The organism is Vibrio sp. TRT 2004 (assembly GCF_050113735.1).
Classification (GTDB): Bacteria; Pseudomonadota; Gammaproteobacteria; order Enterobacterales; family Vibrionaceae; genus Vibrio.
This window is the reverse complement of record NZ_JBNJOH010000035.1, coordinates 1-26432: the sequence shown is the minus strand read 5'-3', so window position 1 is coordinate 26432 and position 26432 is coordinate 1. Positions and strand designations below refer to the sequence as shown.

Below are 26432 nucleotides of genomic sequence, written 5' to 3'. Positions count from 1 at the left end.
ACAGTTCTGTTCTTTTGGGGTACGTCAGCTCGTGAAAATCTTGATAGTAGATGACAGTAAAGCGACATTGGAGATTGTCAGGCGAGGCTTAGAAAGCTTTGGTTACTGCCGTCTATCGATCAAAAAAACCTGCGATGCTCGCGAAGCAGTAAAGATTGCTCAGGAGTGGCATCCTGAGATTGTGCTAACCGATTGGTATATGCCTGAAATGTCCGGCCTTACCTTGATTAACGAACTGATGAAGCTGGGTGATGCGATAAAAATCGGGATGATCACGACGGTCGATGACCAGTTGCAAATCCGACAAGCCAAAGAGGCAGGAGCAAGTTTTGTTCTTACAAAGCCATTTGAAGATGCCGATCTGCATAAGCTCTTACTGCCTTTGGTTCAAGGTGTGGAGGAAAGTAAGAAAACCTTGGACTCTATTGGTGAAGTCCACAAAGAGTTGGCATTACCTAAACTCTCTCAACTCGAAAAGCTGTTGCAACGCGAGCTGGGTGAAAAGTTGGTACTGTGTCAGCTGCCTCCAGAGCCATTCGATGAAAGTAAAATTCCCTGTTTGTTGGCCGTGTATGAGGATAGTGCCACGCAGCGTCCAAGAGCGGTTGCTATGCTAGATTTGCCAGCAATATGTATCATGTCACAAGCGAAGAATGGAGTTTCGACTCAGGATATTTCTCAGGCTTTGCACAGTAAACTGGTTGGTAAAGCGATGCTGGATGGCTGCCAAAAGGTGCTATCGCTTTCCGCTCTTGCCTTTCTTGATAGCCAAACGCGTAAGAGCTTACGCCTCAAGAACGTCAGTTACATACCTGAAGTATTTGATAAGCTAAAAACACTGTATGGCAAAGAAGCCGGTAAACGAATCGATTTTGCTTGTCAGTTTGGCGATATGGCGTTGGGGAAAGTGACTTTAGTTGGTTTCTAAATGATATAGGGTAATAAAAAAGGATGCCGAGGCATCCTTTTCAAGACTCATGCAGATTAACGCATTGTCACGAACTCTTCAGAGCCCGTTGGGTGAATAGCCACAACAGAGTCAAAATCTGCTTTAGTTGCGCCCATCTTCATCGCTACGCCAAATCCTTGGATCATTTCATCTACCGCGAAACCGATACCATGTAGGCCAACGACTGTCTCTTCTTCACCAGCACATACCAGCTTCATTTTACATGGTTGACGATGCTGAGTGACGGCGGTGTACATCGCTGTAAAGCCAGAAGTATAGACCTTGATGTTCTCTTTACCGTACTTCTCTTCGGCTTCCTGAGTCGTTAGGCCGATAGTACCGATTGGTGGGTGGCTGAATACAACTGTAGGTACGAGTTCATAGTCCATCTTAGCGTTTGGTTTATTATTAAACAGGCGCTCAGAAAGCTGACGACCCGCTTTAACGGCGACAGGAGTGAGTTCGATACCACCTTCCATAATGTCGCCAACACAGTAGATGCCAGGAACGTTAGTGGCTTGGAATTCGTCTACTTTGATGTAACCGTGATCATTGATTTGTACGCCAGTCGATGCAAGATTGATCGCATCGGTTGCAGGATGACGGCCGATAGCCCAGATTAATTGGTCAACGTTTTGTGTATTGCCATTTTCTAGGTGCAGAGTCAGGCTACCATCCGCTTCTTTTACCACTTCTTTCGGTACTGAGTGAGTATGCAGAGTTGGACCTTCTGCTGCCATCACTTCAACCAAAGTATCAATGATCATTGGGTCGAAGCTACGTAGCGGAGATTCCTTGCGGCAGAATAGGTGCGTTTCTGTCCCTAAAGCGTTCAGTACCCCTGCGATCTCAACCGCAATGTAGCCTGCGCCAATAACAGCAACACGTTTTGGTTGCTCGTTTAGTTCGAAGAAACCGTTAGAGTCGATGCCGTATTCTGCACCAGGGATGTTCGGAATCGTTGGGCGTCCACCCACGGCAATCAGGATATGATCGGCAGTGTAGTGTTCACCGTTCACTTCAACGGTTTTCTCGTCGACAAATTTAGCAAAGCCTTTGATGACATTAACTTTATTGTTGCCAAGAACGCGATCGTAAGATTCGTGAATACGACCGATGTATGCCTGACGACTTTCAACCAACTTGCTCCAGTCAAAGCTTTTTACATCAACATCAAAACCATAGTCTTCCGCGTATAAATGCATTGCTTCAGCAATTTGGGCTCCGTGCCACATCACTTTCTTAGGAACACAGCCAACATTAACACACGTGCCACCTAGGTCTTGAGCTTCAATTAGGGCTACTTTTGCGCCGTACATTGCCGCACGGTTTGCTGATGCAATGCCGCCTGAGCCGCCGCCGATACAGATGTAATCAAAATGAGTCGCCATGACTTTCTCCATGTTCTGAGGTGCAGCGACTCGGCTCATTCTGGTGAGTCAGGTCGCAAGCATCCTGCAAATAATAATTTGTTATTGTAGATATGGAGGATAGATCGGTTGAACTCAATCTATCCTGCTTAATTTTTCTGCGTTGTTTTGCTTTAATCTTGGTGCGGTTACGCCGCCAGTCGAGTTATTCAGGAACAATCCATTCCACTTTATAGTGACCCGTCGCAGGCGCAATTGCTTGCTTAAGAAACGGCAGAATTTCCTGCATTTGGCTTTCCAGTTTCCAAGGCGGGTTAATGACAATCATGCCAGAGGCAGTCATACCGCGTTCATTGGTATCTGGCGCAACACCGAGTTCGATTTGAAGAATCTTACGAATGCCAAGACCTTGTAGACCTTCAATCATATCTTCGATATCGCAACGGTTAACCACAGGATACCAAATGGCATAGATACCCGTCGCCCAACGCTTATAGCTTTGGAAAATTGCCTGCACTACATCACGGTACTCTTTAGCCAGCTCGTAGGGAGGGTCAATTAACACCAAACCACGTCGCTCTTGCGGTGGCAAACTGGCTTTTAGTCGTTTGAAGCCATCTTCTTTGTAGATGCTCACTTGACGATCTCGATGGAATTCTTGCTCAAGCAATGGGTGATCGGCTGGGTGCAGCTCAGTCAGTACCATACGATCCTGCTGACGTAAATGAGCACGAGCAACACGAGGTGAACCCGGGTAGTAACGTAGCGTGTCACCGTTATTCAGCACTTTAATCGAATCTAAATAGCTGTGAATTTCGTCTGGGATATCATTTTGTTGCCAAACGCGTGCAATGCCTTGCTTATACTCACCAGTTTTCTCTGACCACTCGTGGGTTAGATCGTAGCGACCTACACCTGAATGGGTGTCATGATAGACAAACGGCTTCTCTTTTTGCTTCAAAGAGTCGAGGATAAGACTTTGAACAATATGCTTAATGACGTCGGCATGGTTGCCTGCGTGAAAGCTATGGCGGTAACTTAACAAAATATTTCTCTCAGAATAGGTGCAAAGAGCATGATGAATGATGGTAGTTAGTATACGTTACTATTGAAAATTGCTGAACCTACCTATATTTACTATTTAAGACCAATAAGAATTAACACAGACCAACATGCTCTAGATAACCAATTTTATCTAGGTTTGCGTTATCCAAAAAAAGGAATGATTTATGTCGAACCCACTTCTTAACTTTACCGATTTGCCGCCATTTTCTCAGATTAAACCGGAACATGTTAAGCCAGCGGTAGAAAAGGCGATTGCTGATTGCCGCGCTAAAATTGAACAGGTTTTGGCGGGTAATACGGAACCAACATGGGACAACCTTGTTGCGCCGATTGAAGAAGTGGATGATCACTTAAGTCGTATTTGGTCTCCTGTCAGTCATATGAACTCAGTCATGAACAGTGATGAGCTTCGTGACGCGTACGAGAGCTGTCTGCCGCTTTTATCCGAATATGGTACTTGGGTTGGTCAGCACAAAGGTCTGTTTGAAGCGTATAAAGCGATGAAATCGAGTGAAGCTTTTGCTTCGTTAACTCAAGCGCAGAAGAAAACGATCACCGACTCGTTACGCGACTTTGAGTTGTCTGGGATTGGTTTACCAGCCGATGAACAGCATCGCTACGGCGAAATCAGTAAGCGCATGTCTGAGTTAGGGTCGAAGTTCTCCAACAATGTGCTTGATGCCACTATGGGCTGGACTAAGCACATTGAAGATGAAGAACAGTTGGCAGGTATGCCTGAGTCGGCACTGGCGGCAGCCAAAGCCGCTGCTGAAGCGAAAGAGCTGGATGGCTATTTACTGACGTTGGACATTCCATCTTATCTTCCGGTAATGACCTACTGCGACAATCAAGAGCTACGCAAAGAGCTATATGAAGCCTATGTGACTCGAGCATCAGACCGTGGACCGAAAGCGGGTGAATGGGATAACACTGAAATCATCAATGAGCAATTGAAGCTGCGTTTTGAAATTGCACGTATGCTGGGTTTCAATACCTACAGTGAAAAGTCGTTAGCAACCAAGATGGCAGAAAGTCCGTCGCAGGTCCTTGGCTTCCTCAACGATTTGGCAAGCAAAGCAAAACCTCAGGGTGAGCGAGAGGTTGAAGAGTTACGCCAGTTTGCGAAAAGTGAATTTGGTGTAGATGAGCTGAATTTATGGGATATCGCTTATTACAGTGAGAAACAGAAACAGCATTTGTTCCAGATTTCTGATGAGGAACTGCGTCCTTACTTCCCAGAAGCAAAAGCGGTGAGTGGTCTGTTTGAAGTGCTAAATCGAGTCTTCGGCATGACAGTTAAAGAGCGTGAAGGTGTCGACACCTGGCATGAGTCAGTGCGCTTCTTTGATATTTTTGACGCTGATGACCAGCTTCGTGGTAGCTTCTACCTCGATCTGTACGCTCGTGAGCATAAGCGTGGCGGTGCTTGGATGGACGAATGTCGTGTTCGTCGCATCAATGAGCAGGGTGAGCTGCAAACACCGGTTGCTTACCTGACTTGTAACTTTAACTGTCCAGTTGGTGATAAACCTGCACTATTTACTCATGATGAAGTCGTCACCTTGTTCCATGAATTTGGCCACGGTATCCATCATATGTTGACTCAGGTTGAGACTGGCGCGGTCTCTGGCATAAATGGTGTTCCTTGGGATGCAGTGGAACTGCCAAGTCAGTTCTTAGAAAATTGGTGCTGGGAAGAAGAGGCTCTCGCCTTTATCTCTGGCCATTTTGAAACGGGTGAACCCTTACCAAAAGAGATGCTAGAGAAGATGCTAGCAGCGAAAAACTTCCAGTCTGCGATGTTTATTCTTCGTCAGCTAGAATTTGGTTTGTTTGATTTCACTCTGCATACTCAATTTGATCCAGATATCGGTCCACGAGTGCTTGAAACATTGGCAGACGTAAAATCTAAAGTGGCCGTTCTACCGAGCTTAGAATGGAACCGATTCTCGCACAGCTTCAGTCATATCTTTGCTGGTGGCTATAGTGCGGGTTACTACAGCTATCTGTGGGCAGAGGTACTTTCAGCGGATGCGTTTTCTCGTTTTGAAGAAGAGGGAATCTTCAACACTGAAACGGGTAAGAGCTTCCTGAACAATATTCTAGAGATGGGTGGCAGCGAAGAGCCAATGGAACTGTTTAAGCGTTTCCGAGGCCGTGAGCCGCAGATTGACGCATTACTTCGTCATGCGGGTATTGCTGCTTAATAGATCTCAAAAATAACAACAGTATCAATAATGAAGAGCATCGCTGCTGTAGCGATGCTTTTTTTGTTACTATGTCGGCACTCGTCACATGGAGGTAGTATGTTCAGATTTTCAAATACACTGTTATTCAGTGCGGTTTTAATCACGATGTTGAGCGGCTGTGCAGAGCTTAAAGAAGCGGGTACGGCAATAGGTCATGCGACCCGTGATACGACAACTGCGATTGGTCACGCCACACGTGATACCACTAAAGCAATAGGTCACGCTTCCCGAGATGCGGTTAACTCAGTAAAAGATGATTTGAGTACGGAAAATTAGCCTAGCTTGCGGCGCAGAAGTTTGTCCGCTGAAATGGACCCTGGGCCCCAAACTACAACGATGAGCATCATCAATCCCCATAACTGGTGGTCATAGAAGCCTTTTTCCCACAAAACAGGGTAAGACACGACGGCGATAATATTGAATACAAACAATACCGCCGCCATTGGTCGGGTTAACAGCCCTAGGGCTAGAAAGATTGGTAAAATAAGCTCGGCCGCAGTACCTAGATAGGCGGCCAGTGCCCACGGTAGAACTGGCACCTGATATTCGTATTCAAATAAAAATAGTGTGCTTTCCCAAGAGGCTATTTTCGTTAGGCCTGAATTAAAAAATACCCAAGCAACCCAAAGGCGGCAGAACAACAGCAACAGGGGTACAAACGCCATTTGCAGCTTATCCACTCCTTGGTCATATCTCTCAAGTAAGTCTTTTATTGAGCTAGACATAATTTTTTCCTTTTATACTGCGAGTGAGAAACCAGCAATGAGGTCATGCTGAGCTAAGGTATTGATATAGGTCAGTTGTTCTGGAGGAATCTCCCCCAAGACACAACCAGACTCTAGATGAGTGAGTAATTGATAGGCTTCCATTTCGAGCGCCAAAGTCCACACTCCAGCATCTGAAGTGCAAACAATTACCCCCTGCTGAGGTGTATCGAGAGTTAAGTTACTGAAGTCCTCTTTTTCAATGGCTTGCTGTAGTGAAAAGAGCGAGTAACTAGACTGAAAGGCAAGTACACCGGGTTTAAGATGAAGGCGAAGGTGTTGATGTTGCTCAGCAGATAGCTGACTCAATTGCTCGAGAGGCAGCAAGTCTTGGGGATTCTTAACTTGGTTATGCCGCTGTTGAGCGAGGTCAATCTGCCACTCGTATCGGGCGACGTCGAGGCAGTAGGGCGCCTCGCTTAATACTGATGGAAATTGCTCTAGTGTCTGCTCAAACTGTTCACCATAGTGGCTGACATCGCCGCACTCAAGTGGATGATTAAGTACATGCTGTCTGGCAAGCTGAGCAAAGCACTCTGCGCCTAATAATGCATAAAGCATAGGGTAAGTCGCTTCTAGAACTTCTCTCAGACTAATGATGAAGTTATTGCGATAAATCTGCATTCGTTCATCGGCAGTGAAAGTATCACTGCTGATGTTGCAGTCCTCTCCCCGAGCTTGGTAATGCAGTGCTTGTGCGAAAGTACTTTGTAACTGGGCAAGAGAAAGCTCATTTGGGTTAATTGTCATGAGACCTTCCTTTCAGTGCGTTGCCAACTCTCTAAATATTGGCTTGCTTTCGCGGCTTCTTGGAGAAGCACTTGTGGCTCTGGTATATCCAAATCCCATTCAATCAAGGTATGGCGCTCGCCATACTGTTCCAGCCAGTATTGGTAAAGTTGCCAAACCTCTTCACTCACAGGTTTGCTATGGGTGTCGATCCAAATTTCCCCTTTGTCGAGTTGTTTGATGGTGAAACCAGCAAGATGAATTTCATCGACCGCATGAGCAGGAATAGACTGTAAGTAGTGCAGACTATCGAAACCGTGGTTAAACGCGGATACATGAATATTGTTGAGATCGAGTAACAGGCGACATTGAGTTCGGTTTTGTACTTCGCTCAAGAACTCCCATTCGCTAATGGTCGAGTGATTGAACTTAACGTAGCTGGATGGATTCTCTATCAGAATTGGACGTTGTAATGCCTCCTGCACTTCAAGGACATTTCGACAAAAAATAGCCAGTGCCTCTTCGGTGTATGGCAGTGGCAGCAAATCATTAAAGTAGTGCCCACCATTTTCACTCCAGCTAAGATGATCAGAAATTAAAAACGGGTTTACTTCTTTGACTAGTTGCTGCAGCTGTTTTAGATGCTGGCGGCTGACGCGTGCAACGCTTCCGAGTGACAAACCAATGCCATGACAGCTAATTTGGTACGTATCGGTTAACTTGAGCAAGCTTTGCCTAGCGGCAGAGTAGGGTTGGAAGTAGTTTTCGCTATGAATTTCTAACCAAGAAATGGGCGGAGTTTCGCTGGTGAAGTAATCAAGGTGTGGAGAACGCAATCCAACCCCAACTTTATTGTGAAAATGATCTAAGTTCACGCCATATTCCTTGAAGTTGAAGGGAAATAAGGTGGCTAGTTGAGCAATAGCCACCCAGTTTTGGGGATTAAGAAGACTGTGTGCTACCACCTGTTAGCTTGCCACATAGTCCTTTTGGCACGACTACGAATGCGTCTGCTTGGTTATCTTCTTTTGCTGTACCAGCACATGAACTGTTTTTAGTTGCGCAGTCATTTTTGCCCGCTTTTGCAACGCCATAGCATTTCTCTTTCTCTGCTGCGATAGCAGGAGCCGCCGTTAGCATTGTGCCACCTAGAGCGATTAAACCTGTAACAGCAGCGGTAACAGCAAGATTAGACTTTTTCATAGTATTTTCCTCAGACTTAGTTCCTTTACTTATGTTGGCAAGCTAATCACGAAGTATTTGAGCAACTTGCTTAGTTAAAAGGATAGAAAATAGAGTTAAAAACTTTCACTGTGATAATAAAAAATCCTACATTTATTTTTTTCGTGAATCTAACCTGATGATTTTAATAGATTCGTATTGAGATATTTTTATGGTGAAATGGGGCGCATTTCGTCGTGAATCCGTAAAGGTTCAATCAATAGACTTGGGTCTACTGCTGCTAGCATCTTGAAGTCACTCGGGTATAATGGTTTTTCATGTATAGATAACCAGTAGCTGAGCCCCCATGGATCCTTCATTACTTCTCGATGGCCTGAACGATAAACAGCGTGAGGCTGTTGCCGCCCCCCTAGAAAATTTACTTGTCCTAGCCGGTGCGGGCAGTGGTAAAACACGTGTGTTAGTTCACCGTATTGCATGGCTGATGTCGGTTGAGCAAGCTTCGCCTTTTTCAATTATGTCGGTCACTTTTACCAATAAAGCGGCAGCAGAAATGCGTGGGCGTATCGAAGAACTGATGATGGGCAGCGCATCTGGAATGTGGAATGGGACTTTCCACGGAATTTGTCACCGTATTCTACGCGCTCACTATTTGGATGCTCAGCTACCTGAAGATTTTCAGATCATTGATAGTGATGATCAGCAGCGTTTATTGCGTCGCTTAATCAAGGCACAGAATCTCGATGAGAAGCAGTGGCCAGCTCGCCAAGTAGGCTGGTGGATCAATGGCAAAAAAGATGAGGGTCTACGTCCTAATCACATTGATGCGTACCATGACCCCTTGACAAAAACGTATCTGCAACTCTATACCGCTTATCAGGAGGCTTGTGATAGAGCAGGATTGGTCGACTTTGCCGAAATATTGCTGCGAGCGCATGAGTTACTGCGGGATAAAAAGCATATCCGTGAACACTATCAGGCTCGTTTCAAGCATATTCTGGTCGACGAATTTCAGGATACCAACAACATTCAGTATGCGTGGTTACGCATGATGGCAGGGTCTGAAGCTCATGTAATGATTGTTGGTGATGATGACCAGTCCATTTATGGCTGGCGTGGCGCTAAAATCGAAAATATTGAAAAATTTACTCGTGAGTTCCCTAGCGTTAATACCATTCGCCTTGAGCAGAATTACCGTTCGACAAAAACGATTCTCGAAGCGTCTAATACTCTGATCGCCAATAATACCGAACGTATGGGCAAAGAGTTGTGGACGGATGGGGTTGAAGGTGAGCCTATTTCTGTTTACTCCGCTTATAACGAGCTGGATGAAGCCCGTTTTGTCGTCAACAAAATTAAAGAGTGGCAAGACAAAGGCGGAGCACTCAACGATGCCGCTATGCTGTACCGCAATAACGCCCAATCGCGTGTGTTAGAAGAAGCGTTAATTCAGGCGGGTCTCCCGTATCGTATTTACGGAGGTATGCGATTCTTCGAGCGTCAAGAGATTAAAGATGCACTTAGCTACCTGCGTTTAATGAGTAATCGAAATGATGACTCAGCCTTCGAGCGAGTGGTCAATACACCGACGCGTGGCCTTGGAGATAAAACACTCGAGACAATTCGCTTTGCTGCACGCGACCGTGGTTGCACCATGTGGGAAGCGAGTATCGCTTTGCTAGACGAAAAAGTACTGGCAGGAAGAGCTGCGGGGGCATTAAGTCGCTTTGTCGAGCTGATTCTTGCGCTTGAAGATGACACATGTGAGATGTCGCTCCATGAGCAAACCGACCACGTCATCAAATACTCTGGTCTGTTCGCAATGTACGAACAGGAGAAAGGCGAGAAGTCCAAGGCTCGTATTGAGAACTTGGAAGAACTTGTCACGGCAACCCGCCAATTTGAAAAGCCAGAAGAAGCGGAAGAAATGACGCTATTGACGGCCTTTTTGACGCACGCCGCTCTAGAGGCTGGTGAAGGTCAGGCTGATGAATTTGATGATGCCGTGCAGCTAATGACGCTGCACAGTGCGAAAGGTCTGGAGTTTCCACTTGTCTTCATGGTTGGTGTCGAAGAGGGTATGTTCCCAAGCCAAATGTCGGTAGAAGAAGCGGGTCGCTTAGAAGAAGAGCGACGTCTTTGCTATGTGGGTATGACCCGTGCAATGGAGAAGCTTTACATCACTTATGCAGAGATGCGCCGCTTATATGGTCAAGACAAGTACCATAAACCATCGCGCTTTATTCGCGAACTACCGGAAACCTGTCTTGATGAAGTGCGTATGAAAGCGCAAGTGAGCCGCCCAGCAAGCTCGGGACGCTTTAGTCAAACCGTGGTCAAAGAGAACTTTAATGAAACAGGCTTTAGCCTAGGTTCTCGAGTGCTTCACCCTAAGTTTGGTGAAGGAACGATCATCAACTTTGAAGGCAGTGGCCCGCAGAGCCGAGTTCAGGTCGCCTTTAATGGTGAAGGGATCAAATGGTTAGTCACTGCTTACGCTAAGTTAGAAAAGCTGTAAAGGTGGCGTTAACTTCATTTATCTTTTGAAGAATAAAGAAAAACCCCGAGGGCTTGCGCCCATCGGGGTTATAGTCTTACTCGCAGCAATCCGGCTACTATAGGTGCTCCATGCATCTAATCCTTGATAGTATGCTGACATCCTTCAGCTTAGTCCATTCATCGCCATCCTAGCGGTGTCCTTGACCCTATCCTGGTCTGCTAACAATCCTCGTTAGCTCACTTCGCTTGTTCCCTGAGCGGTGTCCTTTTCATCATCCTGATGATCAGTCCTTGCCTCATCCAGAGGTGTCCATTTCCCATCCTTAGTAGCAACCATCCTAGTTACTATTGCGTCCGTTCAATGTCCAATTTGCTTTCCATGCCGACTATTCATCCTGAATAACCGTATCTTCTTCCTGAAGATTACCTAATCCGTGGTAATTTCCTGTTCCGTGTCAGCATCCTTCCGACAAGGTTCATATTACCGATTCGTAGATGTTCAGCAATACTACGCAAACGTTTTTCTACATAAAAATTCGCTCGAAATTTGTACGTATCTTTATTTATCAATGGCTTGAGTTGGTTGTGATGTATTTTTCTTAATGAAAAAGTTATTTTTACTTACTTGCATGTGAGAAATCTCGCACAAGGTGGCGGGCATTTCGGTACTATTTCCGATATGAGTCTGATGGCAAGGTGTGAGGTTGCTCAAACAATTGTGAGGGTGACTCAAAGCTGCGCCAGTAAATTTGATGCTGATTGCCACAAAATACTTAAACCAATCACGCTAAAAATAACACCACATAAGACATCAATGTAGACAGCAAATGCTTTAACTTTGCGTTGCATACGCTGTGTGGATAGCGCCCAAGCAAGAAAAGAAAACCAAAATAACGACAAACTCCAAAGAATCATTAGGGCAATACCTTTGCCTCCTAAAGACATGCCGGCAGGAACTAGGCTCGACATTAAACTGACAAAAAACACCAGCGCCTTGGGATTAAGAATGTTGGTGGCAAAACCACGAGAGAAAGCTTCGCGCTTGTTGGTGAGTAACAAAGAGGAAGATTCGTCCTTCTCGCCTTCGCAATGGTTTCTACGAAAGGCAACGATTGTCGCATTTAGAGCACCGTAACCGAGATAGGTTAAATAGCTGCCACCAGCCAGTTGCAACAGAGCGAACAGAGCCGGCTGCTGGTGAACCAAATAGCTGACACCAGTTAGGCTGAGAATGGAGTGCAGCAAGATGCCAAAAGAGAGGCCGAGAGCGATGTAAAAGCCAGTCTGTCGGCCATAGCGAGTGGCATTTTGGACCACTAAGGCAAAGTCAGGCCCTGGGCTCATCAGCGCAATGAAGTGTACGATGGCAAGAGTGGATAGGATGGTGAGTTCATTCATGACGGTAAATTGATTCGTGATTAATACATCCAGTGTGTCAACAAATTCTTAGCGAGGATTGTAAAAAACTGACACTAGTTAATCTGTGAAGGTGGAACACCAAAAGTTGCTTTGAAGGCTTTACTGAAATGAGCTTGATCGTAGAACCCGACCTGATGAGCCACTTCGGTTCCACTGATACCTGACTTGAGGAGTTTCATTCCTTGTTCCATTCGTAAACGACTTAACCAAGCGTAGGGTGTGAGTCCCACTTTTGCTTTGAAATGGCGTTGAAACTGGGTCGGGCTGAGTTGGCACAACTGAGACAACTGTTCGAGTCGAACGGGTTGATCAAGATTATGCATTAAATACTCTTTGAGCGTCGCCATCGACTGATTGCCAAGTGGTACAGCGCGTTTTTGTTCTAGGCTGCCGTAGTGACTAAAGAGCCGTTCAAATCCTTCGTATGGCAAGCAATCTCTCGCGAGTTGGCTGACATCGTCATTCGCTAATAATTGATGAAGCTGCGAGAGTGACTGAAATACTTGAGTGTCCGATACGACGAGTCGGTTGAAGTGAATCAAACTGTTTGGTTGTTTAAGTTGGGCAAGCTTGCTCAACCATTGAGGCTCTAGCGAGAACACTCGAACTTGATAACCGGAATCAAGGGTGGATTGACCATCATGCAGTTCATCGGGAGGCATGATGACTAGCTGGCCTTTGCCGACATGATGTTTTTCGCCTTGATAGTGAAATTTTTGTTCTCCACCAGTAATAAGACCAATATGAAAATCAAGATGATAGTGGCGCGAAAAAGCAAATGACTGATAATTTGCTTCTATCAGGCTTATCTCTTTATTTTGCGTCGTGTGGTAGTTGACCTTATCCATAGAACAAAAAAGCTTGGTGATTATTTCACCAAGCTTATAGTTAGTGGTAGAGATTGTCTTGTAAAAAACGATCAGTTGGCTTTAAGAGCTCGTTTTGACTGCTGATTGCTTCTTAATCCATCGACGCTGAAGATCACCAAAGCTCCCCAAATAAAGGCGAACGTAATCGCTTTATCGACGGTAAATGCTTCTCCGTAAACCAATACCGCAAGCAAGAACATCAGGCTTGGTCCAATGTACTGGAAAAAGCCCAGTGTCGATAACTTTAGTCGAGTCGCAGCACCAGTAAAGCAGAGCAGGGGCAGTGTGGTAATAACGCCTGCGGAAATCAGCAACACATTAAGGTTTAGTGGATTTTCCATGATGTTGGATGTTGGCGTATCAGCAATCCACAGCAGATAAATCGCTGCAGCAGGTAGTAGAACCAAGGTCTCAATAAACAGTCCTGTTTGTGCTTCTAGGCTGACTTTTTTGCGCAATAGACCGTAAAAACCAAAGCTCAGAGCTAGCGCAATCGCAACGACTGGAATAGAACCAAAGACAAAGAGCTGTACTAGCACACCGCATGCAGCAAGAGCAACGGCGAACCACTGAAGCTTTCTAAGACGCTCTCCCAGAAATAGCATTCCAAGTAACACGTTAATCAAAGGATTGATGTAGTACCCGAGACTTGCGTCGAGCATATGATCAGCATTGACAGCCCAGATGAAGATAAGCCAGTTGGCTCCAACAAGAAGTGCAGTCGTCACCAGATAGAGGAGTTTTTGCTTCGATTTGATGACATCTCGGACATTGCGCCAGCGGCGACCCAAATGGAGCAGGGCGGCAAGTAAGAAAAACGACCAAATGACGCGATGGCTGAGAATTTCTAGTGGAGATACATCTGCCAGAGCCTTGAAATAGATTGGGGCGATACCCCACATGGTGTAAGCACCAATGGCAAGAAAGACACCCTGTTTGGCTCTTTGCTGTTCTTCTGGAGTCATCGACATTACTCGTAATCAGGAAATTTACAAATTGAAACATGCAGTATACGAATGACTATCAAAATCACCTAACAATTTGCGGTTTTATTCACCGCTAAACCCCACTACAATGTGCCCCTCGCGTTTGACACGCCTTTGCCTTGCAATTCTATTGAGATAATTCATGACCTCGACTCTTTTAGCCCAGCAATCTCCAGCCGAACAGCCGACGCCACAGAGCATCCTAGAAGATGTTTTTGGTTACCAAAGCTTTCGTGATGGTCAGCAAGAAGTGATCGATGCTGCGGTCGCAGGGCTAGACAGTTTAGTGATTATGCCTACGGGTGGCGGTAAATCTTTGTGTTACCAGATCCCCGCTCTAGTGCGCAGTGGAATAACCTTAGTTATCTCGCCGTTGATCTCCTTGATGAAAGATCAGGTTGACCAACTGAAAGCCAACGGCGTGGCGGCTGAGTGTATTAACTCAACGATGCCGCGTGAAGAATTGATCTCCGTCTACAATCGCATGAACTCTGGCGCGATTAAACTTATCTATGTGTCACCCGAGCGAGTATTGATGCGAGATTTTATCGAGCGTCTAGAAGGCTTACCTTTATCTATGATTGCGGTCGATGAGGCGCACTGTATTTCTCAGTGGGGACATGATTTTCGACCGGAATACGCGTCACTGGGTCAACTGAAACAGTACTTTCCTCATCTGCCGGTGATGGCTCTGACCGCAACAGCGGATGATGCGACACGTTCTGATATTACGCAGCGACTTCAACTCAACGACCCCCATGTTTACTTAGGTAGCTTTGACCGACCAAATATTCGTTATACCTTGGTAGAGAAGCACAAACCGATTTCTCAGGTGGTGCGTTTCCTTGAAGAGCAGCGCGGTAATTGTGGGATTATTTATTGTGGCAGCCGTAAAAAAGTCGAAATGGTAACGGAGAAACTGTGCAATAACGGTCTTCGTGCGGCAAGCTACCACGCAGGTTTAGAGGCCGATGAACGCGCCTATGTCCAAGATGCATTTCAACGCGATGATATTCAAATTGTGGTGGCGACAGTCGCATTTGGTATGGGTATCAACAAGCCTAACGTCCGTTTTGTTGTTCACTTTGATATTCCGAGAAACATCGAGTCATATTATCAGGAAACGGGGCGAGCTGGCCGTGATGGCTTACCTGCTGAAGCGATGATGCTTTATGATCCTGCGGATATCAGTTGGCTGCGCCGTATGCTTGATGAAAAGGATGAAGGCCCGCAAAAGCAGGTTGAAGCTCATAAACTCAATGCCATGAGTGCATTCGCTGAAGCGCAAACCTGCCGTCGTCAGGTATTGCTCAACTATTTCGGTGAGTACCGCGACAAACCATGTGGAAACTGCGATATCTGCCTTGATCCACCTAAACACTTTGATGCCACAGAGCAGGCTCAGAAAGCTTTGTCATGTGTCTACCGAGTCAACCAATCCTTTGGGATGGGGTACGTGGTTGAGGTATTACGCGGTATGCAGAATATTCGTATCCGTGAAAATGGCCACGATAAGTTGTCAACTTATGGTCTGGGACGAGAAAATAGCCATGACTACTGGGTCAGTGTCTTTCGTCAACTGATTCACAAAGGATTGCTATTTCAAAATATCACCCGTAATTCGACGTTGCAGCTCACTGAAGAAGCTCGTCCGTTGCTACGCGGTGAAATGTCCTTGGAGTTGGCCGTTCCGCGTCTTGATACCGCCGCTCGCGCGGCGAAATCCGATAAATTATCGAGCAAAAACTACGATAAAAAGCTGTTTGCTAAATTACGCAGATTACGTAAGTCCATTGCCGACGAAGATGGCTTACCGCCATATGTTGTCTTTAGCGATGCCACCTTGATTGATATGGCGGAAATATTACCGACGTCGTATGGCGAAATGTTGGCGGTAAATGGGGTAGGGCAACGCAAATTAGAGAAATATGCAGATCCATTTTTAGATTTAATTCAGGAGCATTTGACCCACCATGGCTGAAAATCTCATCACTAATGAGCAACAAACGGAGTTTGGCCTGCATACTTATCTGGCCGATGAAGGTCGTATTATCATTCGTTCTCCTCGCTTTGATTTTGATAGTTTTCCCGATTTAGCTCAGCGAATGCTCCAGCTACTCTCGGCTACTGTGGTTGAAAAACAGTGGGATGCGGACATTCACTCTTGGTTGATTGATTTTGAAGGTTGTCAATTGTTCCTCAAGTCTGAACACTACAGCGAAAGTCTATGGCTAGAAGCGCTTTCTATCGAAGAGAGCAAAGAAGAGTTGGATTTCCTCGCTTCACTATTTGAACGTGGTTTCTAAGAAAAAAGAACACGTCAACGATTGCTCGAAAACTCATGCTTGCGGCGATGATTGGTTAATGTATAATCGCCCGCCGCGATATTGTTCACGTTTTATATGGTCAATATCGAGAATTTTTTCATTACATTGTTGGTAAGGCGACTTTCGTTATTACGTAAGTGGTCGATTTGGGTTCCCTCACCCCCAAACCAAACTAAAAAGGTATCGCATGAGTAACTTTACCCCTGCGCAGCAGCGCAAAGCCCTTTTATTATTAGTCCTGTTCCACCTAGTGATTATTGCTTCCAGCAATTACTTGGTTCAGCTACCTTTCACCGTCTTTGGTTTCCATACCACTTGGGGTGCATTCACTTTCCCATTTATCTTTTTGGCAACGGATCTCACTGTGCGCGTTTTCGGTGCTCAGCTTGCCCGAAAAATTATTTTTCTAGTGATGCTTCCTGCGTTAGCGGTCTCTTACGCTTTGTCAGTATTGTTCTTTGAAGGGCAGTTCCAAGGTCTTGCACATCTTGGCGAGTTTAATCTATTCGTCGCTCGTATCGCGATTGCGAGTTTTATGGCTTATCTACTCGGTCAGATCTTAGATGTTCATGTGTTCAATCGTCTGCGTCAGATGAAACAGTGGTGGGTTGCTCCTACGTGTTCGACTTTGTTTGGTAATGCGCTCGATACCATTGCCTTCTTTGCGATTGCGTTTTACCAAAGCCCTGATCCATTTATGGCTGAACACTGGACTGAAATTGCGCTGGTGGATTATGGATTTAAGCTGGTGATCAGTTTAGGTCTGTTTGTTCCAATGTATGGTGTGCTACTTAACTACCTAGTGAAAAAACTGACGGCGGTTAACCCTGAGTTTAAAGTGGTTGGAGCCAACTGATTTCAGTCTGGAAAGATAAAAAAAGCCCGAGTGATGATGTCTCTCGGGCTTTTTATTGATTCGAAGTTCAGTATTCAACAATCGATAAAGGCCAGCCGATATCACTTTGACGGTTAGCTTCAATCTCAAGCTCTGCGGCGGTCAGTGGGTTGGCTTTTAGCCATTCAGATTTGATAGTCAGTGTTAGCTGGTCATCATTAGAACCAAAGGTAATGTTTGGCTCAAGATCAGGATTACGGCGATGAGTAAGCAAGACCGCTAAGCGTAACAGGCGCAATACCCGTTTGGCGCTTGAACCTGAAAGAGCGTGTTGCTCTGGCAAAGAAGTTAGCTGCTCACGATAACGTCGTGCCAGTTCACCTAACAGGTGTTTTTGCGCTCGAGTGTAACCAGGTAGGTCAAGTTGCTGAAGTAGATAAGCGCTATGCTCACCACCTTTCTTATAGTCGATGGTCAAACCGATTTCATGTAGCTTGGCGGCTGTCTCTAATAGGACTTTTGCTTGTGCCTCAGTTATCCAGTCAGGCTGACATTCTGCCAGTAGTCTTGCTGCCATGTCGGCAACTTGCTGACCATAATCAACATCAAGCTGATAACGACTTTGAACACTGCAAATAGTGCGTGCACGAATATCGTCTTGCTTTAGTTCATCCACCATCTCATAGACCAAACCTTCGCGTAGAGCACCGCCAGCAAGCGTCATGGACTCGATTTCTAACAGCTCGAAGATTGCTATCAAGATCGATAGACCACTTGGGAATACCAAGGCGCGTTCTAAAGTTAATCCTTCAATTTCTAGCTCTTCGAGGTGATCTGCCATCATGGCTTGTTTCTGCAAACGCTTGAGTTTGGAGTGGGTGATGACTTCGTCCATACCTTGCGCCAGCATAATCTCCTGAAGAGCTTGAACGGTACCTGAAGCACCAACACAAACATCCCATCCGATTTGCGTGTACTGCTGCAAGATAGGTTGTAAGGTCTCTTTAGCGGCTTGAATCGCGTTGTTGAAATTGCTTACCGTCAGCTGGCGATCTTTAAAATGCCGCTCCAACCAAGTGACGCAGCCCATTTTCAGACTAGTCAATGCTTTGGCTTCAAAGCCTTCTCCGATAATGAGCTCGGTGCTGGCACCGCCAATATCTACCACTAAGCGACGGCCGCTCCCCCCTGACGTGTGCGCAACACCTTTATAGATTGTTGCAGCTTCCTCTTCACCACAGATGACTTCGATTTTGTGGCCGAGGATCTGGTTGGCTTTCTCAAGAAAAACATCCACATTCGTCGCTGTTCGTAGTGTTGCCGTTCCAACAATACGGATGTTTTCCTTATCGATATCTTGAAGTCGTTCAGCAAAAAGACTCAAGCAGTCCCATCCGCGTTGCATGGCTTCTAGACTTAGCGAGTTATTGTCGCTTAAGCCAGCCGCAAGACGAACTTTGCGTTTTATTTTAGCCATAGTCTGAACGCTGCCATCAATGTGACGCACAACGAGCATATGAAAACTGTTCGACCCGAGGTCGATGGCTGCGTATAGCGGAGATGAAACTGCTTGGCTCATAGACGACTTAAGAATCCTTTTGTTGGCGTGGACGAGAGCGATGGTTCGAACGACGATTTCCTGATCTCGAACCTCCAGTGTTCGTACGACGTTGCTGCTGCGGACGGTTTGAACGCATGCGAATAGGTGCTGGTAGATCTTGGATCAGAGCACTAGGGTCGTAATCAGAAACAGGAATAGAGTGTTCGATATACTCTTCAATTGGTGGAAGGTTAATTGCGTAATCTTCACACGCGAAACTAATAGAGTGACCGCTTGCGCCTGCTCGACCAGTACGACCGATACGGTGTACGTAATCTTCGCAGTCGTCAGGTAGATCAAAGTTGAATACGTGCGTCACTTGTGGAATATGAAGACCACGTGCAGCAACGTCGGTTGCAACAAGTAAGTCAACTTCACCAAGCGTAAATTGCTCTAAGATGCGCTCACGTTTCTTCTGAGGAACATCACCCGTTAGCAGGCCTACTCGGTGTCCGTCTGCTGCAAGATGGCCCCAGACTGATTCACACTTATGTTTAGTGTTTGCAAAGATGATTGCACGATCTGGCCACTCTTCTTCAATAAGCGTCTGAAGCAGAGCCATTTTGTGTTCGTTGGATGGGTAGAACAGTTCTTCCTGAATACGGTGACCTGTTTTCACATTTGGCTCAACAACAACGTGCTCTGGATTATGCATATGCTCGAACGCCAGCTCTTGAACACGGTAAGACAGTGTTGCAGAGAACAGCATATTCAAACGTTCTTTTGGCTCAGGCATGCGACGGAACAAGAAACGAATATCTTTAATAAAACCAAGATCGAACATGCGATCAGCTTCGTCTAAAACGACAGCTTGGATGTTGTTTAGGTTAAATACACGTTGCTTGTAAAAATCGATAATACGACCAGTTGTACCGATCAGGATATCGACACCATTCTCAAGCGTTGCTAATTGCTTATCGTAGCTTTCGCCACCATAAGCGAGTGCAGCTTTGATACCAGTACTAGCGATCAAAGGTTCTGCATCGTTGTAAATCTGGATAGCCAGTTCACGCGTTGGAGCCATAATAATTGCTCTAGGCTGATTTGGCTTGCGACCCTCATGTTCAGGCGTCGTCAGTAAGTGGTTAAAAGTAGCAGTAAGGAAAGCCAATGTCTTACCTGTACCCGTTTGGGCTTGTCCTGCGATGTCTTGGCCGGTGAGCAGTACCGGCAACGCCAAAGCTTGGATTGGGGTACAAAAATCGAACCCTTTTTTCTCCAAACCTTCAGTAATTTTAGGGTGTAAACCTAAATCGGCGAACTTTTGCTCTGTGATATGCGTCTTTTTCATTGCTATAGAATATCAGCTTACACTTGCAATACGGAAGTAAATACATTCCAATAGGGCATCTAAATACTGGTTATCATCCAACCAGTTCCGAAAAAACACATTGGAGTGGAAGATGAGTGATAAGATTTTGCAGCTAACTGATGACGGTTTTGAAGCCGATGTAATTAACGCTGCAGGCCCAGTTCTTGTAGATTTTTGGGCAGAATGGTGTGGTCCATGTAAGATGATCGCGCCTATTTTGGACGAAATCGCTGACGAGTACGAAGGCAAACTCACTATCGGTAAACTAAATATCGACCAAAACGCAGGTACTCCACCTAAGTTTGGTATTCGTGGTATCCCAACGTTGCTTCTATTCAAAGATGGTAACGTGGCTGCAACGAAAGTAGGTGCGCTATCAAAAACTCAACTAAAAGAGTTCTTGGACGCAAACCTATAATCAGTTACCCAATAAGGCCGTGCATTTTATCTAATGCACGGTTTTGTTTTTGAACACCAACAAAATCTAGACTAGGCTAGTATTTAGTGCTAGTTTATCGCACGTTAAATAAACAAGTTTCTCTTCTTGGTCGATCCTGTGACCAAATCCATCTTAACCAAAAAAACAGATCCTATTTTGACTAAACAAGTATCCACCACCATGAATCTAACAGAACTGAAGAACAGACCTGTGTCTGATCTTGTCAAACTTGGCGAGAGCTTAGGCCTTGAAAACCTTGCGCGCCTAAGAAAACAAGACATTATCTTCGCGATCCTTAAAGCGCACGCGAAAAGCGGTGAAGATATTTTTGGCGACGGGGTTCTGGAAATACTTCAAGACGGCTTTGGTTTCTTACGTAGTGCGGATAGTTCGTACTTAGCTGGCCCAGACGATATTTATGTATCACCAAGCCAGATCCGTCGCTTTAACTTACGTACAGGTGACTCTATTGCCGGTAAAATTCGTCCACCTAAAGACGGTGAACGTTATTTTGCACTTTTAAAAGTCAATACAGTTAACGATGACAAACCAGACAACGCGCGTAACAAGATTCTATTTGAAAACTTGACGCCACTACACGCTAACGAGCGTATGGTGATGGAGCGTGGTAACGGTTCGACAGAAGATATTACTGCTCGTGTTCTAGACCTTGCTTCGCCAATCGGTAAAGGCCAGCGTGGTCTGATTGTAGCGCCACCTAAAGCGGGTAAAACAATGCTGCTGCAAAACATTGCACAGAGCATTGCTTACAATCACCCAGAGTGTGTGCTGATGGTTCTTCTTATTGATGAACGTCCAGAAGAAGTAACTGAGATGCAACGCCTAGTTAAAGGTGAAGTGGTTGCATCAACGTTTGATGAGCCAGCGTCTCGTCACGTTCAGGTTGCTGAAATGGTTATCGAAAAAGCGAAACGTCTTGTTGAACACAAGAAAGACGTTGTAATCCTGCTTGATTCGATTACTCGTCTAGCACGTGCGTACAACACAGTTGTTCCTTCATCAGGTAAAGTTCTGACTGGTGGTGTTGATGCTAACGCATTGCACCGTCCTAAGCGCTTCTTCGGTGCAGCTCGTAACGTAGAAGAGGGCGGAAGCCTAACTATTCTAGCAACGGCACTTGTGGATACGGGTTCTAAGATGGACGAAGTTATCTACGAAGAGTTTAAAGGTACAGGTAACATGGAAATACACCTGAACCGTAAGATTGCAGAAAAACGCGTTTTCCCAGCGATTGACTTCAACCGCTCAGGTACTCGTCGTGAAGAGTTGCTAACTAAGAACGAAGAGCTACAGAAAATGTGGATCCTACGTAAGATTGTTCATCCAATGGGTGAAACCGATGCGATGGAATTCCTAATCGATAAGCTTGCTATGACCAAGACGAATGATGAATTCTTTGACGCGATGCGTCGTCAATAAGCATTAAATGATCTTGATAAACGCCACCTTTGCTAGGTGGCGTTTTTGTTTGCATTATCCAGTGATTGCGAGCACAATGGATTGAAATGTTACAAGGAGGTTAACATGCAACAAGGAATGTTGTCGTCGGTACTCCTGTCTGTCTTGATACTGCTTGGGGTTCCGCCTGTCACTGCAACTGAGATGCAGCCGCAGCGTATAGAACAATGGCTTCAAGAGCCACAAGTGCATGATAAAGTGGCTGAGCTACTCTCTTTGGCTATCGAAGATGATATTGATGGCCTTAACTTCGCTCTACAAAGACTCTCACTTCCTGTCCAAGAAGTGTCTCGTTATCTATTGCTCAAAAAGATTGAAGACCAAAACCTGATCATGACGCCTAAAATGGCGCTGTTTGTTGAGCAACAAAAATCAATGGTGCCTACCTATCAGCTCCTAGAAAGAGGTGAGGGCTATGAGTTTACGGTGCCTGCTTTCAACTATCCTGCCATCGCCAATCGACTGTTAAAACAATGGCACCAAGACCAATCCACACTGGCATTCGTATTAGAGGCAGAAAGAGGAGAGTTGGTTCTTAAGCAATGGTTACAAGGAAGTGAATATCAGGTTCAGGCTCGAGAAGCTTTGCTGATTAGAGAGCTCGATAGCCTATCACCAGAAGCCATTACTCGTCTTTGCCAACAGCTGACTCGTGAAGCGGTAATCAGCTGGCTGCCATCTTCGGCAGTAATGGTTCGTCTAGCGCAAGTAAGTGAAGATCCAGAAGTGTATAAGTTGCTCTGGTTAATGAAGGCAGACTTTAACAGTGAATCTGAATTGGTTCGCTTAGCTAAGGTTGGTAATGATTTTTCGCTAAATCAGGTGATCCAAGCTACGCAGAATCCGAGCTTGAAAGAAGCTGCAATTACAGAGTTGACCAAGATAAGACCGATGTCTAAAGAGGTAAAAGAGTTTTTAATTACTCGAATGGCGATTTCTGATGATGCGAGATTTATTGCTGGCGAGTTAGCTCGTCAGGGTTACTCATCTTGGCTAGAAGAGTTGGCTAGTACCAACCAACAAGTAAACAGTCGAGCAATTTTAACTGTTATCGGCCAGTAATCATTGATGAAATAACCACATAAAAAAGAGGGATCGGTCGATTCCTCTTTTTTGTTATACTGCATGCAGATTAACCAGCCCATTAGTAGGCCTATGAGTTTTAAGGATTTACGCGATTTTATCGCTCATCTAGAGCAAGAAGGGAAGCTGAAACGAATTTCCCATCCTGTTGACCCTCACTATGAAATGACAGAGATCAGCGATCGAACGCTTAGAGCGGGTGGTCCTGCACTGTTGTTTGAAAATCCCATTGGCTATGACATGCCAGTCTTAACCAACCTATTTGGCACACCGGAACGAGTGGCTATTGGTATGGGACGTCAGGATGTCAAAGAGTTGCGAGAAGTTGGAAAGTTGCTTGCGTATCTAAAAGAGCCTGAGCCGCCTAAAGGCTTTAAAGACGCACTCGATAAGTTGCCGGTCTTCAAACAAGTTCTGAATATGCCCGCTAAACGCTTGCGCAAGGCACCGTGTCAGGAGATCGTTTGGCAGGGTGACGATGTTGATCTTGATAAAATTCCAGTAATGAGTTGCTGGCAAGATGATGTGGCGCCATTGCTTACTTGGGGGTTGACCGTTACTAAAGGGCCAAATAAAAAACGCCAAAACTTAGGTATCTATCGCCAACAGAAAATTGCGAAGAACAAAATTATCATGCGCTGGTTAGCGCATCGCGGTGGTGCTTTAGACCTACGTGATTGGATGGAAACTCATCCAGGTAAACCCTTCCCTGTATCCGTTGCCTTTGGTGCAGATCCTGCGACTATCTTAGGTGCGGTAACGCCTGTACCAGATACTTTATCTGAGTATGCGTTTGCCGGTCTGCTACGTGGTAAGAAGACAGAAGTGGTGAAATCACTCAGCAATGATCTTGAAGTTCCTGCTAGTGCTGAAATCGTCATGGAGGGCTACATTGATTCGAACGAGTTTGCTGATGAAGGGCCGTACGGTGATCATACTGGATACTATAACGAAAAGGAAAAGCACCACGTCTTTACCATTACTCATATCAGTATGCGCAGAGACGCCATTTATCACAGTACTTACACAGGTCGTCCGCCAGATGAACCTGCCGTATTAGGTGTCGCTCTCAACGAAGTCTTTGTACCGATACTGCAAAAACAGTTCCCTGAGATAGAAGATTTCTATCTGCCACCTGAGGGCTGTTCGTATCGAATGGCAGTAGTGACGATGAAGAAACAATATCCAGGTCATGCTAAGCGAGTCATGATGGGAGTATGGTCGTTCCTACGTCAGTTCATGTATACAAAATTCGTTATTGTATGCGATGAAAAGGTGAACGCACGCGACTGGAATCAAGTCGTTGAAGCGATGACACAGCATATGGAGCCGACTCGTGATACCTTGTTTATCGAAAATACACCCATCGACTCATTAGATTTTGCGTCTCCGGTTGTTGGCCTAGGCTCTAAGATGGGGCTCGACGCAACAATTAAATGGGATGCAGAACTTGCATCATCGCAGGGTAGCGAGAGTCAGCATACCGCACTTGATGAGGCGGCGATTGCCGCATTTATCGACAGCCACCCTGAAGTCGTTGATTTCTATATTCCAGAGAAAGCACGTAACAACGGCTTTGCCATCGTAACGATGAAAAAGACGCGTTCAGGCCAATCGCAAGAACTCGCCCAGAAAGTAGAAGACTACTTATTGCAGCATGGGGAACCTAAGTTTGTCATTCTTTGCGATCAAGATGTCAACGCCAAAGACTGGAACGATATTATTTGGGCTGTCACGACACGTATGGATCCTGCTCGTGATACCAAACAAGTTCAGCAAACGGATAAACACCTTTCTCGACTTGTTCTTGATGCAACCAATAAGATTGAAGGTGAGGAAGTCGTGCGAGAATGGGGTACACCTATCAAGAAAGATCCACAACTTGTGGCGAAAATCGATGCGTTTTGGGATAAGTTGAGTATTCTATGAGCCATTCCGTCATTCTGCTTCCAGACAATATACAATTTGAAGTACAGAATGGACAAACGGTGTTGGAAGCTGCGCTCAACAATAACATTCGCTTCCCCCACCGCTGCCAGGTTGGCGCATGCGCCGCCTGTTTATGTCGTAAACTCGAAGGGAAAGTCTCTTATCACCTGGAACCAATGCTCACAGAGAAAGAGCAACAGCAGGGTTGGATATTTGCCTGCCAAGCCTTCGCAGAAAGTAGATTAGTGCTTACTTTTGAAGAGTAAGCGAGAGGAAGACCATGACTATTCAATGCAAAGTAAAGTCAATTCAGCCGTTGGCTTGCAATACTTACCAGATCTTATTACATCCAGAGAGCCCTGTTAGCTTTAAAGCTGGCCAATATCTAATGGTTGTAATGGGAGAAAAAGACAAACGCCCATTTTCAATCGCCAGCAGCCCATGCCGACATGAAGGAGAATTAGAACTTCATATTGGTGCTGCCGAGCACAACGCTTATGCCCAGGAAGTTGTCGAAGCAATGAAAGCAGCAATGGAAAATGATGGCGAAGTGACAATAGACGCGCCTCATGGTGATGCGTGGGTGAGAGAAGCGAGTGAACGACCAATATTGCTCATTGCTGGTGGCACAGGCTTTAGTTACGTTCGTTCAATCCTAGATCATTGCTTGGCTCAAAATCGAGAGAACGAAATCCATCTATACTGGGGTGGGCGTGATGAACGCCAACTTTATGCAAAACAAGAATTAGAAGAGATTGCTAGCAAGAACAGCCATGTTCACTTTATCCCTGTTGTAGAAGACGCTGGGCAAGAGTGGCAAGGGAAGGTTGGTAATGTCTTACAAGCAGTTGCTCAAGACTTCGAGTCGCTTGCACAGTACGACATCTATATAGCGGGACGCTTTGAAATGGCAGGCGCAGCGCGAGAACAATTCACGCTTAACAAGCAGGCGTTAGCTGAAAACATGTTTGCTGATGCGTATGCCTTTATCTAAAACCTAGATAAGATGGTTAAAAAGGGAGCGTTTCGCTCCCTTTTTTAATGGTTTTGAATATAAATTCAGCGAACGGTCTTTTTTTTCAATTTAATTTGAAAAAGGGCTTGCGCTTAAAACTCAACTCCCTATAATGCGCATCCACTGACACGGCAGACGCCACAAGGCCTCAGCGGTAAATCAGTAAAGCCAACTAGCAAAATTTCGAATTGAAAAGTTTGAAATAAAAAATTCAAAAAAGTGTTTGACACTTAGAATTGAAACGCTAGAATGGCTGCCTCTTCCGAAGTGATGTTGGTCACAAAGAAGAGCAGCTCTTTAACAATATAAACCTATCAATCTGTGTGGGCACT

At 45.5% G+C, this 26432-nt stretch carries 24 protein-coding genes; 13 read left to right on the top strand and 11 right to left on the bottom strand.

What is annotated here, in order from left to right; all coding sequences use genetic code 11:
- Positions 1 to 31 precede the first annotated feature (31 nt).
- Positions 32 to 928, top strand: a complete 897-nt coding sequence (locus ACQEXR_RS14190; protein WP_427020578.1) for a response regulator — start codon at positions 32 to 34, stop codon at positions 926 to 928.
- A 56-nt stretch (positions 929 to 984) separates the two neighbouring features.
- On the opposite strand, the gene gorA is transcribed toward ACQEXR_RS14190, so the two are convergent.
- Together gorA and ACQEXR_RS14180 are read right to left on the bottom strand one after the other, a co-directional pair.
- Positions 985 to 2340, bottom strand: a complete 1356-nt coding sequence (gene gorA, locus ACQEXR_RS14185; RefSeq protein WP_331427899.1) for a glutathione-disulfide reductase — start codon at positions 2338 to 2340, stop codon at positions 985 to 987.
- Between the two features lie 184 nt (positions 2341 to 2524).
- Entirely contained in the window at positions 2525 to 3364 is an 840-nt protein-coding gene (locus ACQEXR_RS14180; protein ID WP_331417635.1) for a 23S rRNA (adenine(2030)-N(6))-methyltransferase RlmJ, read from the bottom strand.
- Positions 3365 to 3548: 184 nt separating this feature from the next.
- Between ACQEXR_RS14180 and prlC the strand changes: the two genes are divergently transcribed.
- A complete protein-coding gene (gene prlC / locus ACQEXR_RS14175; RefSeq protein WP_426953286.1) occupies positions 3549 to 5591 on the top strand; it encodes an oligopeptidase A in 2043 nt (680 codons plus the stop codon).
- Positions 5592 to 5690: 99 nt separating this feature from the next.
- The gene (locus ACQEXR_RS14170; protein WP_269378108.1) at positions 5691 to 5909 is read left to right on the top strand and encodes a hypothetical protein; all 219 of its coding nucleotides are present in this window, start codon (positions 5691 to 5693) and stop codon (positions 5907 to 5909) included.
- On the opposite strand, the gene ACQEXR_RS14165 is transcribed toward ACQEXR_RS14170, so the two are convergent.
- The 4 genes from ACQEXR_RS14165 to ACQEXR_RS14150 form a co-directional block, all read right to left on the bottom strand.
- Complete coding sequence (locus ACQEXR_RS14165; RefSeq protein WP_426953287.1) at positions 5906 to 6358, bottom strand: DoxX family protein; 453 nt, start codon at positions 6356 to 6358, stop codon at positions 5906 to 5908. The genes ACQEXR_RS14170 and ACQEXR_RS14165 overlap by 4 nt on opposite strands.
- A gap of 12 nt (positions 6359 to 6370) precedes the next feature.
- On the bottom strand, positions 6371 to 7147 hold the full coding sequence (locus ACQEXR_RS14160) for a DNA-binding domain-containing protein (protein ID WP_426953288.1): 777 nt from the start codon (positions 7145 to 7147) through the stop codon (positions 6371 to 6373).
- Positions 7144 to 8001 carry a DUF692 domain-containing protein gene (locus tag ACQEXR_RS14155; protein ID WP_426953289.1) on the bottom strand — a complete coding sequence of 286 codons (858 nt, stop codon included), beginning with the start codon at positions 7999 to 8001 and terminating at the stop codon, positions 7144 to 7146. Before ACQEXR_RS14155 ends, ACQEXR_RS14160 begins: the two co-directional genes overlap by 4 nt.
- A 67-nt stretch (positions 8002 to 8068) precedes the next feature.
- Positions 8069 to 8329: a DUF2282 domain-containing protein gene (locus tag ACQEXR_RS14150; RefSeq protein ID WP_427020577.1), complete on the bottom strand. Its 261-nt coding sequence runs from the start codon at positions 8327 to 8329 to the stop codon at positions 8069 to 8071.
- Between the two features lie 325 nt (positions 8330 to 8654).
- Here ACQEXR_RS14150 and uvrD point away from each other — a divergent pair, with 325 nt between their 5' ends.
- Positions 8655 to 10826, top strand: coding sequence for a DNA helicase II (gene uvrD, locus ACQEXR_RS14145; protein WP_427020576.1), 2172 nt, complete (start codon positions 8655 to 8657; stop codon positions 10824 to 10826).
- 710 nt (positions 10827 to 11536) lie between these two features.
- Here uvrD and ACQEXR_RS14140 read toward each other — a convergent pair.
- The 3 genes from ACQEXR_RS14140 to rarD form a co-directional block, all read right to left on the bottom strand.
- Positions 11537 to 12205: a LysE family translocator gene (locus ACQEXR_RS14140; RefSeq protein WP_427020575.1), complete on the bottom strand. Its 669-nt coding sequence runs from the start codon at positions 12203 to 12205 to the stop codon at positions 11537 to 11539.
- Positions 12206 to 12279: 74 nt separating this feature from the next.
- Positions 12280 to 13074, bottom strand: a complete 795-nt coding sequence (locus ACQEXR_RS14135) for an AraC family transcriptional regulator (RefSeq protein ID WP_331417631.1) — start codon at positions 13072 to 13074, stop codon at positions 12280 to 12282.
- Positions 13075 to 13145: 71 nt separating this feature from the next.
- A complete protein-coding gene (rarD, locus tag ACQEXR_RS14130) occupies positions 13146 to 14060 on the bottom strand; it encodes an EamA family transporter RarD (RefSeq protein WP_427020574.1) in 915 nt (304 codons plus the stop codon).
- A 163-nt stretch (positions 14061 to 14223) separates the two neighbouring features.
- Between rarD and recQ the strand changes: the two genes are divergently transcribed.
- From recQ to ACQEXR_RS14115, 3 genes are all read left to right on the top strand, one after another.
- Entirely contained in the window at positions 14224 to 16062 is a 1839-nt protein-coding gene (gene recQ, locus ACQEXR_RS14125) for an ATP-dependent DNA helicase RecQ (RefSeq protein WP_331417629.1), read from the top strand.
- A complete protein-coding gene (locus tag ACQEXR_RS14120) occupies positions 16055 to 16387 on the top strand; it encodes a DUF3630 family protein (RefSeq protein WP_269378098.1) in 333 nt (110 codons plus the stop codon). The genes recQ and ACQEXR_RS14120 overlap by 8 nt, the downstream gene beginning before the upstream one ends.
- A gap of 208 nt (positions 16388 to 16595) precedes the next feature.
- Complete coding sequence (locus tag ACQEXR_RS14115) at positions 16596 to 17264, top strand: 7-cyano-7-deazaguanine/7-aminomethyl-7-deazaguanine transporter (RefSeq protein ID WP_138971471.1); 669 nt, start codon at positions 16596 to 16598, stop codon at positions 17262 to 17264.
- Positions 17265 to 17331: 67 nt separating this feature from the next.
- Here the strand turns inward: ACQEXR_RS14115 and gppA are convergent, their stop codons facing one another.
- Together gppA and rhlB are read right to left on the bottom strand one after the other, a co-directional pair.
- On the bottom strand, positions 17332 to 18822 hold the full coding sequence (gene gppA, locus ACQEXR_RS14110; RefSeq protein WP_331417628.1) for a guanosine-5'-triphosphate,3'-diphosphate diphosphatase: 1491 nt from the start codon (positions 18820 to 18822) through the stop codon (positions 17332 to 17334).
- A gap of 7 nt (positions 18823 to 18829) precedes the next feature.
- Complete coding sequence (gene rhlB, locus ACQEXR_RS14105) at positions 18830 to 20134, bottom strand: ATP-dependent RNA helicase RhlB (RefSeq protein WP_331417627.1); 1305 nt, start codon at positions 20132 to 20134, stop codon at positions 18830 to 18832.
- Between the two features lie 112 nt (positions 20135 to 20246).
- Here rhlB and trxA point away from each other — a divergent pair, with 112 nt between their 5' ends.
- From trxA to fre, 6 genes are all read left to right on the top strand, one after another.
- Positions 20247 to 20573, top strand: coding sequence for a thioredoxin TrxA (trxA, locus tag ACQEXR_RS14100; RefSeq protein ID WP_138971474.1), 327 nt, complete (start codon positions 20247 to 20249; stop codon positions 20571 to 20573).
- A gap of 201 nt (positions 20574 to 20774) precedes the next feature.
- Positions 20775 to 22034 (top strand): transcription termination factor Rho, encoded by a 1260-nt coding sequence (gene rho, locus ACQEXR_RS14095; RefSeq protein WP_138971480.1) that lies wholly within the window; start codon positions 20775 to 20777, stop codon positions 22032 to 22034.
- A gap of 105 nt (positions 22035 to 22139) precedes the next feature.
- On the top strand, positions 22140 to 23135 hold the full coding sequence (locus ACQEXR_RS14090; RefSeq protein ID WP_331417626.1) for a hypothetical protein: 996 nt from the start codon (positions 22140 to 22142) through the stop codon (positions 23133 to 23135).
- A 93-nt stretch (positions 23136 to 23228) separates the two neighbouring features.
- Positions 23229 to 25085 carry a 4-hydroxy-3-polyprenylbenzoate decarboxylase gene (ubiD, locus tag ACQEXR_RS14085; protein ID WP_427020573.1) on the top strand — a complete coding sequence of 619 codons (1857 nt, stop codon included), beginning with the start codon at positions 23229 to 23231 and terminating at the stop codon, positions 25083 to 25085.
- A complete protein-coding gene (locus tag ACQEXR_RS14080) occupies positions 25082 to 25351 on the top strand; it encodes a 2Fe-2S iron-sulfur cluster-binding protein (RefSeq protein WP_269378092.1) in 270 nt (89 codons plus the stop codon). Before ubiD ends, ACQEXR_RS14080 begins: the two co-directional genes overlap by 4 nt.
- Positions 25352 to 25365: 14 nt before the next feature.
- A complete protein-coding gene (fre, locus tag ACQEXR_RS14075; protein ID WP_331417624.1) occupies positions 25366 to 26079 on the top strand; it encodes an NAD(P)H-flavin reductase in 714 nt (237 codons plus the stop codon).
- Positions 26080 to 26432: the final 353 nt, after the last annotated feature.